This is a genomic window from Streptomyces sp. NPDC051364, from assembly GCF_040682115.1.
GTDB lineage: Bacteria > Actinomycetota > Actinomycetes > Streptomycetales > Streptomycetaceae > Streptomyces.
Genome location: NZ_JBFBAH010000001.1, coordinates 814,612 through 822,227, shown reverse-complemented (window position 1 = coordinate 822,227; position 7,616 = coordinate 814,612). Strand labels below are relative to the sequence as shown.

The 7,616-nt window shown below is 72.0% G+C and carries 7 protein-coding genes; 2 read left to right on the top strand and 5 right to left on the bottom strand.

The genetic code is table 11. The features are described from left to right. The first annotated feature begins 752 nt into the window (after positions 1-752). Positions 753-1,751 (top strand): tryptophan--tRNA ligase, encoded by a 999-nt coding sequence (gene trpS / locus AB0M76_RS03915; RefSeq protein ID WP_266665105.1) that lies wholly within the window; start codon positions 753-755, stop codon positions 1,749-1,751. A gap of 58 nt (positions 1,752-1,809) precedes the next feature. Here the strand turns inward: trpS and proC are convergent, their stop codons facing one another. The 5 genes from proC to AB0M76_RS03890 all read right to left on the bottom strand — a co-directional run bounded on the left by proC (position 1,810) and on the right by AB0M76_RS03890 (position 5,299). Next, positions 1,810-2,619, bottom strand: a complete 810-nt coding sequence (gene proC, locus AB0M76_RS03910) for a pyrroline-5-carboxylate reductase (protein WP_030300629.1) — start codon at positions 2,617-2,619, stop codon at positions 1,810-1,812. A gap of 99 nt (positions 2,620-2,718) precedes the next feature. Then, entirely contained in the window at positions 2,719-3,456 is a 738-nt protein-coding gene (locus AB0M76_RS03905) for an ABC transporter permease (RefSeq protein WP_365951356.1), read from the bottom strand. After that, positions 3,453-4,313 (bottom strand): ABC transporter ATP-binding protein, encoded by an 861-nt coding sequence (locus AB0M76_RS03900; RefSeq protein ID WP_365951394.1) that lies wholly within the window; start codon positions 4,311-4,313, stop codon positions 3,453-3,455. The genes AB0M76_RS03905 and AB0M76_RS03900 overlap by 4 nt, the downstream gene beginning before the upstream one ends. Positions 4,314-4,386: 73 nt before the next feature. Beyond that, positions 4,387-4,836: a hypothetical protein gene (locus AB0M76_RS03895; RefSeq protein ID WP_266672823.1), complete on the bottom strand. Its 450-nt coding sequence runs from the start codon at positions 4,834-4,836 to the stop codon at positions 4,387-4,389. A 160-nt stretch (positions 4,837-4,996) separates the two neighbouring features. Further along, positions 4,997-5,299 (bottom strand): SH3 domain-containing protein, encoded by a 303-nt coding sequence (locus tag AB0M76_RS03890; RefSeq protein ID WP_365951355.1) that lies wholly within the window; start codon positions 5,297-5,299, stop codon positions 4,997-4,999. Between the two features lie 108 nt (positions 5,300-5,407). On the opposite strand from AB0M76_RS03890, the gene AB0M76_RS03885 reads away from it, so the two are divergent. Next, positions 5,408-7,564, top strand: a complete 2,157-nt coding sequence (locus AB0M76_RS03885) for a serine/threonine-protein kinase (protein WP_365951354.1) — start codon at positions 5,408-5,410, stop codon at positions 7,562-7,564. Positions 7,565-7,616: the final 52 nt, after the last annotated feature.

The window sequence follows — 7,616 nt, the reverse complement described above, 5'->3', positions numbered from 1 at the left end:
ATCCACCGAAGTGGACGGGGTATCAACTTCTGGCGTTGATTTTTGGCACGCTGTTGAGTTCTCAAGGAACGGACGCTTCCTTTGTACTCACCCTCAGTAACACTTACTGGGGCTTTCCTCCGGGCTTCGTTCTTCGTTTCCGACTCTATCAGACTCTTTCGTGTCCGATTCCCGGTCGAAGCGGGGTTCGCCTTCCAGGTCTTCGCTTTCGCGTTTCCCTTTCCGGCGATTCCGACTCTATCAGATCCTTTCGGGCCTGACTCCCAGTCAGCGGGTTGCGCCACTTGGGCTGTTGGGCCCTTGCGGCGAGTGAGACAGTAGCGGATTCCTCGCCCCCGAACCTAATCGGCGGCCGCGTCCTCGGACACGGATTCCTCATTCGCAAATACGCATGAAAACGAGACGACACAGTGCGTCGTTCGTTCGAATGTGTAGTGCGGGATGGCTGTCCGGGGACCGACCGGAGTCGGCGCTCACGCCGGACAACTCGAAGGACCATACGGATCTCGGACTCGTGTGTCAACTCTGGGACAGAGGCCACCCGGGAGCGCTAGCCTGAGGCCCATGACTACGCATGCGCTCACGCTCAGCCTTCGCTGGTGGGCCGCCTGACGGCGGCCGACCTTCCACGCGAGCACGCATGCGCTCACGGCCGCCGCTTACGGCGGCCGTTTCTGTTTCTCCCCTCCCGGGAGTGGCTCGGTCGCCCGACGCGGCGGTCCCGACACCAGCCACGAACAGGGAGACAGGACATGACGAGGATCTTCAGCGGGATCAAGCCGTCCGGACATCTGACGCTGGGGAACTACCTGGGGGCCGTCCGGCAGTGGGTCGCAGCCGACCAGGCGCCGGACGAGGCGCTGTTCTGCGTCGTCGACCTCCACGCACTGACCGTCGAGCACGATCCCGCGCGGGTGCGCCGGCTCAGCAGGCAGGCGGCGACGCTGTTCCTCGCCTCCGGGCTGGACCCGGAGAAATGCACCCTGTTCCTGCAGAGCCACGTCGACGAGCACACCCGGCTCTCGTATCTGCTGGAGTGCACCGCCACCGACGGGGAGATGCGGCGGATGGTCCAGTACAAGGAGAAGTCCGCGCAGGCGCAGACGTCCGGGCAGGGCGTACGGCTGTCGCTGCTGACATATCCCGTACTGATGGCCGCCGACATCCTGGCGTACGGGACCGAGGAGGTCCCGGTGGGTGAGGACCAGCGGCAGCACGTGGAGCTGGCCCGGGATCTGGCGGTGCGGTTCAACCAGCGGTACGGGCACACGTTCACAGTGCCGAAGGTGACGCTGCCGGAGGTGGCCGCGCGGGTCATGGACCTGCAGGAGCCGACGTCGAAGATGGGGAAGTCCGGCGGGGCGGGGCCCGGGGTGGTGTTCATGCTGGACGAGCCCGGGGTGATCCGGAAGAAGGTCATGCGGGCCGTGACCGACAGCGGGGACGGCGGGGTCGTCTACGACCGGGCGGCGCGGCCGGGGGTCGCGAACCTGCTGGACGTGCTGGCCGCCTGCACCGGCGGCGATCCGGCCGCGCTCGCCGAGGAGTACAGCGGGTACGGGGCGCTCAAGCGGGATGTCGCCGACGCGGTGGTGGAGGTGCTGCGGCCGGTGCAGGAGCGGCATGCCGAGCTGGCGGCCGATCCGGCGGCGGTGGAGAAGGTGCTGCGGGACGGGGCCGAGCGGGCGCGGGGGCTGGCGCGGCCGATCGTGGACCGGGCGTACCGGGCGATCGGGCTGCTGGAGCCCTGACCCGCATAGAGGGGTACGGGCTCCGCTCGCGCGGGCCCGTACCTCTGTGCCGGCTGTGTCAGCTGTTGCCGGAGGCGAGTTCGCGGCTGCGGTCGCGGGCTGCTTCGAGGGCTGCGATCAGGGCGGCCCGTACGCCGTGCCGTTCGAGTTCGACGATCGCGTTGATGGTGGTGCCGGCCGGGGAGGTGACGGCCTCGCGGAGCTTGACCGGGTGCTCGCCGCTGTCGCGGAGCATCACGGCGGCGCCGATGGCGGCCTGGACGATGAGGTCGTGGGCCTGGGCGCGGGGCAGGCCGAGGAGGATGCCGGCGTCGGTCATCGCCTCGACGAGGAAGTAGAAGTAGGCGGGTCCGGAGCCGGACAGGGCGGTGGCGGCGTCCTGCTGGGACTCGGGGACGCGCAGGGTCTTGCCGACGCCGCCGAAGATCTCCTCGGTGTGGGCGAGGTGTTCGGCGGTGGCGTGGCTGCCGGCCGAGATGACGGACATGGCCTCGTCGACGAGGGCGGGGGTGTTCGTCATGACGCGGACGACGGGGGTGCCGGAGGCGAGCCGCTCCTCGAAGAAGGAGGTGGGGATGCCGGCGGCGCCGCTGATGACCAGGCGGTCGGCGGGGACGTGCGGGGCGAGCTCCTCGAGGAGCTTGCCCATGTCCTGCGGCTTGACGGTGAGGATGAGGGTGTCGGCGCGTTTGGCGGCCTCGGCGTTGCTGACGGCCTCGACGCCGTAGCGGGCGCGGAGCTCTTCGGCGCGTTCGGGGCGGCGGGCGGTGACGAGGAGTTTGGAGGCGGGCCAGCCGCCGCGGATCATTCCGCTGAGCAGGGCCTCGCCGATCTTGCCGGTACCGAGGACTGCGACTGTCTGGGTCATGCCCGATTCACCTCGCCGAACTGTGTTGCACGTGTGCTTGCTCTCCGTCCTCATCCTTGCACCCGTGCGCGCGGCGGCGAGGCGGTGTCCGCAGTGCGGTCAGGGAGTACGGCGGCGGAGAGTGGCCGCGCCGAGGGCGAGGACGAGCAGCGCGCAGGCGGCGACGATCACGGCGTCGCGGACGAAGTCGGCGGTCATGTCGGTGTGGGTGAGGACCTGGGTCATGCCGTCGACGGCGTAGGACATGGGCAGCACGTTCGAGAGGCCTTCGAGGACGGGCTGCATGGTGTTGCGCGCGGCGAAGAGCCCGCAGAGCAGGAGCTGGGGAAAGATCACGGCCGGCATGAACTGGACGGCCTGGAACTCGCTGGCGGCGAAGGCGGAGACGAACAGGCCGAGCGCGGTGCCGAGGAGTGCGTCGAGGAGGGCGACGAGCAGGAGCAGCCAGGGGGAGCCGACGACGTCGAGGCCGAGGAACCAGAGGGCGAGGCCGGTGGCGAGGAGGGACTGGACGACGGCGACGGCGCCGAAGGCGAGCGCATAGCCGGCGATCAGGTCGCCCTTGCCGAGCGGCATGGCGAGGAGGCGTTCGAGGGTGCCGGAGGTGCGTTCGCGCAGGGTCGCGATCGAGGTCACCAGGAACATGGTGATGAGGGGGAAGATCCCGAGGAGGGACGCGCCGATGCTGTCGAACGTGCGCGGGTTGCCGTCGAAGACGAAGCGCAGCAGCGTCAGCATCAGTACGGGGACCAGGAGCATCAGCGCGATGGAGCGCAGGTCGTGGCGCAGCTGGCGCAGGACGCGGGCGGCGGTGGCGGCGGTGCGGGCACTGTTCACGGGGTCGGCTCCTGGGCGGCGAGGGTGTTGGCCTCGTCGACGAGGCGGAGGAAGCCCTCCTCGACGGTGGCGGAGTGCGTACGGGTGCGCAGTGCGTCGGGGGTGTCCTGGGCGAGGATGCGGCCCTCGCGCATGAGGAGCAGGTCGTGGCAGCGCTCGGCCTCGTCCATGACGTGGGAGGAGACGAGGATCGTGGCGCCGCGGGTGGCGGCGATGTCGTGGAAGAGGTTCCACAGGTCGCGGCGCAGGACGGGGTCGAGGCCGACGGTGGGTTCGTCGAGGACGAGCAGCTCGGGGGTGCCGAGGAGTGCGACGGCGAGGGACACGCGGCTGCGCTGGCCGCCGGAGAGGTTGCCGGCGAGGGCGGTGGCGTGGGTGGTGAGGTCGACGTCGGCGATGGCGCGGGTGACGGTGGCGCGGCGACGGTCGGCGGCGGCGGCGGCGCGGCCAGGGTCGAGGACGGCGGCGAAGTAGTCGAGGTTCTGGCGGACGGTGAGGTCGTCGTAGACGGAGGGGGCCTGGGTGACGTAGCCGATGCGGGAGCGGAGCTCGGGGTGGCCGGCGGGGCGGCCGAGGACGTCGAGGGTGCCGGTGACGTGGGCCTGGGTGCCGACGATGGAGCGCATGAGGGTGGATTTGCCGCAGCCGGAGGGGCCGAGGAGGCCGGTGATGCGGCCGCGGGGGACGTCGAAGGCGATGTCGTCGATGACGGTGCGGGGGGCGCGGCCGGTGCCGCGGCGGACGGTGAGGCTGCGGGCGTGCACGGCGGTGGCCGTGGCCTCGGCGGTGGCTTCCGCCGTGGCTTGCGGCGGGACCTCCGCCGTGGCCGTGACGGCCTCCCGCTCTCGGTTATTCATCATGTGATGAATAATGCTCCTGGCGGTGCCGAGGCGTCAAGCAGGACGGGGTCGGCCGAAGGGGCTGGGCCGGCTACTTCTTCCGCTTGGGGCGGCGCGCGGCCGGGTTGCCCGTACGGGTGCTGCGGCGGCGGGCGAATTCGGCGGTGGCGCGCTCGTACTCGGCGCGGCGCAGCTTCTCACCGGGGGCCTCGGCGAGGCAGCGCAGGAAGTACGCGATGAGGGAGCCGATGAAACCGATCGTCTTCAGGCCCTTGAGGGCTGCCTCGTCGGAGGACGGGGCGGGACGCCGCTTGAAGGAGTCCCAGGTCTTGACGAAGGCGATGGAGCTCGCGATCGCGAAAAGGACGACGACGGAGATGCTCAGGAACGGGCCGACGTTGCCGATCTCCAGGCCCTCGTAGGCGAGGCGGAGCAGGACGGCCGCGGCCACGGCGGTGATGAGCGAGCCGGCGGCGAGGCCGACGCGGAGCAGCGCGTAGCCGCCGTCGTGGTTCACCCAGGTGGTGCCGAAGAACCGGATCGGCTCGGGCTCGGGCCCGTTGGCGCGGGCGGGGACCTCAGGCGCCTGCGCGGCCGGCTCGGCGGGGGTCTGGTCTCGCTGGTCGTCGTCGCTCACACCAGCGATTATCCACCGCCCCGCCGACCCGGCCGGGGTCGTCTCACGTGGCAGACGGGGGCCGCTAAGCGCAGTGGGTGGCGACGTAGCCGTCGCTGCCCGTCTTCACGTAGGCGTCGGAGACGAACCGGCCGTTGCCGACGCAGTCCCAGATGTCCGACGTGCCGTACGGGCCCGAGACGGTCGTGCCGTCGCACTGGCAGCGGATCGCGACGGACGCCCCGTAGGGCAGGACGTCGATGACCGAGTAGTTGGTGCCCGGGCCGCTGCGGACGTTCACGCGGTACCCCGGAGCGACCGGAAACGTCTGGAATCCGGAGTCGGCTGCGAGGCTCTGGACTTGGCTGGAATCATTCTCTGTCGACATGCGAAATCTCCCCCCACGGGTGTTGCCGTGCGCAACTCGCGCAGGGTAGCAGGACCCTTGGAGATTCGTACGGGTCATCGACTAGGCTCCGGCGGGGGTGGTTGAGCGGTGCATTCGCTGCGCGCGGACTACGTGGGCTTTCCGGAGTACGCCGGGCAGTACCGGCTCGAATCGGTGCTCGGTTCCGGCGGGATGGGCGTCGTCCACCTGGCCACCTCCGGTTCGGGGCTGAAACTCGCCGTCAAGATCGTGCATGCCGAGCATGCGGTCGATCCGGAGTTCCGGGCCCGGTTCCGGCAGGAGGTCACCGCCGCCCGGCGGGTGAGCGGAGCCTTCACCGCGCCCGTCGTGGATGCCGATCCGGATGCCGAACGGCCGTGGATGGCCACCCTGTTCATCGACGCCCCGACGCTCGCCGAGCGCGTACGGGAGCGGGTGCTGGACCCCGTCGAACTGGCCAGGCTCGCCGCCGGGCTGGCGGAGGCGCTGCGGGACATCCACCGGGCGGGGGTCGTCCACCGGGACCTGAAGCCCAGCAACGTACTGATGGCCCCGGACGGGGTCCGGGTCATCGACTTCGGCATCTCGCGGCCGGCGGACAGCGATCTGCGGACCGAGACGGGGAAGCTGATCGGGACGCCGCCGTACATGGCGCCGGAGCAGTTCCAGCGGCCGCGGGAGGTGGGGACGGCCGCGGACGTCTTCGCCCTGGGCGCGGTGCTCGTCCACGCGGCGACGGGGCACGGGCCGTTCGACTCCGACAGCCACTACCTCGTGGCGTACCAGGTGGTGCACGCCGAGCCCGACCTGAGCGGGCTGCCGGAGCAGCTCGTACCGCTCGTGGCGCGGTGCCTGGCGAAGGAGCCGGCGGACCGGCCCACCGCGGAGGAGCTGATCGCGGAGATGCGGGCGGTGGCGTACCCGACCTCCGAGGACACGCAGACGTTCATCCCGCGGCCGCGGCCGCTGCCGCCGGTCGAGACGGGGGTGGCTGAAGAGGCCACGCACCGGAGGGGGCTGCCGAACGTCGAGTCCGCACGTCCCGGTCGAGGGCGGCGCAGGGCGCGGGTGGCCGCGGCGGTGGCCGTGGGGCTGCTGCTGACGGGCGGGGCCGTGGGCGGGTACCTGCACTTCGGGGCGGGTGCAGGACCGCCGGGGAAGACCGCCGCCGCGAAAGCCGGTCCCGTGCCCTCGAAGCCCGTCGTCCCGTGGGCGGTTGCGCTGGGCGCGCCGGGGGCCGGCCACCGGACCGGCCCCGGCTCCTGTTCCTGGGAGGCGGCCCTGTACTGCGCGGGGCCGGGTCTGACCGCGGCCCGGCTCGACCCTGCGGACGGCTCGGTGATGTGGTCGGTGAAGGCGGCCGCGGCCCCGGCCGCCGGGACGGCGCCGGACAGCGCGCCGCTGCACGCGGCCGGGCTGGTCCTCGCGGTCGCCCCGGGCAGCGGGACCCTCCAGGCGCTGGATCCGGGGACGGGCGCCGAGCGCTGGAAGCGGAAACTGCCGGACGGCGCGCGGGCGGTGGCCGCGGGCGGGCAGGTGCTGCTCGTGCCGCCGAACGGGAGTGTGACCGCGCTCGACGCGGCGAGCGGGGCCGTGCGGTGGACGAAGCAGCTCGGCGGGGTGGGCTCCGTGTGGTGGGGCGGCGGCCCGGATTCCGCCGGAGCACCGGTGATGTACGTGGCGACGCCCGACGGGGGCGTCGGTACGACGCAGCTCGCGGCGGTGGACCCGGCGAGCGGAACGCTGCGCTGGCAGCTCCGGACCGCGGGGCGGCTGCGGCCGGTCGGAGCCGCGCACGGCGGGCTGTACCTGCTGGACAGCGACGCGGAGGCGAAGACCGGTGCGGTGGTTCGGGTGGACGTGACGACTCACGCCGTACGGCGGGTCCGGCTGTCGGCGCCGCTGTTCGACGCGGAGGCGGCGGTGGGCCCGGACGGCGTCGTGTACGTGGTGGGGGCCTCGGGCGGGCTGGTCGCCGTGGGCGCCGAGAAGGAGCAGTGGCGGCTGGAGACCGGCCTGGCCGTGACCTCCCGGCCGGTGGCGGCCGACGGCCGGATCCACCTGGCGGCGCCGGATGGACGGCTGTTGGCGGTCGATGCCGGGAGTGGGCGGCTGATGGGGCAGACGAAGCCGCGGATGGGCGACGGGCGGGACGGGTTCACGGCGGCGCTGCCGGCGCCGGTGTCTGCCGACGGGCGGGTGTACGGAACGGCGCCCGACGGATCGGTGTTCGCCGTGGACGGGGCCGATCCCGCCGCGTGGTGACGGCCCCGGCCCGTCCGGGCGAACGCCGACGGGGCTGAAATGGCGCTGCGCG

Coding starts and splice junctions, on each gene's coding strand:
- trpS (WP_266665105.1), top strand. CDS start 753: ATGACGAGGATCTTCAGCGGGATCAAGCCGTCCGGACATCTGACGCTG.
- proC (WP_030300629.1), bottom strand. CDS start 2,619: ATGACCCAGACAGTCGCAGTCCTCGGTACCGGCAAGATCGGCGAGGCC.
- AB0M76_RS03900 (WP_365951394.1), bottom strand. CDS start 4,313: ATGAATAACCGAGAGCGGGAGGCCGTCACGGCCACGGCGGAGGTCCCG.
- AB0M76_RS03890 (WP_365951355.1), bottom strand. CDS start 5,299: ATGTCGACAGAGAATGATTCCAGCCAAGTCCAGAGCCTCGCAGCCGAC.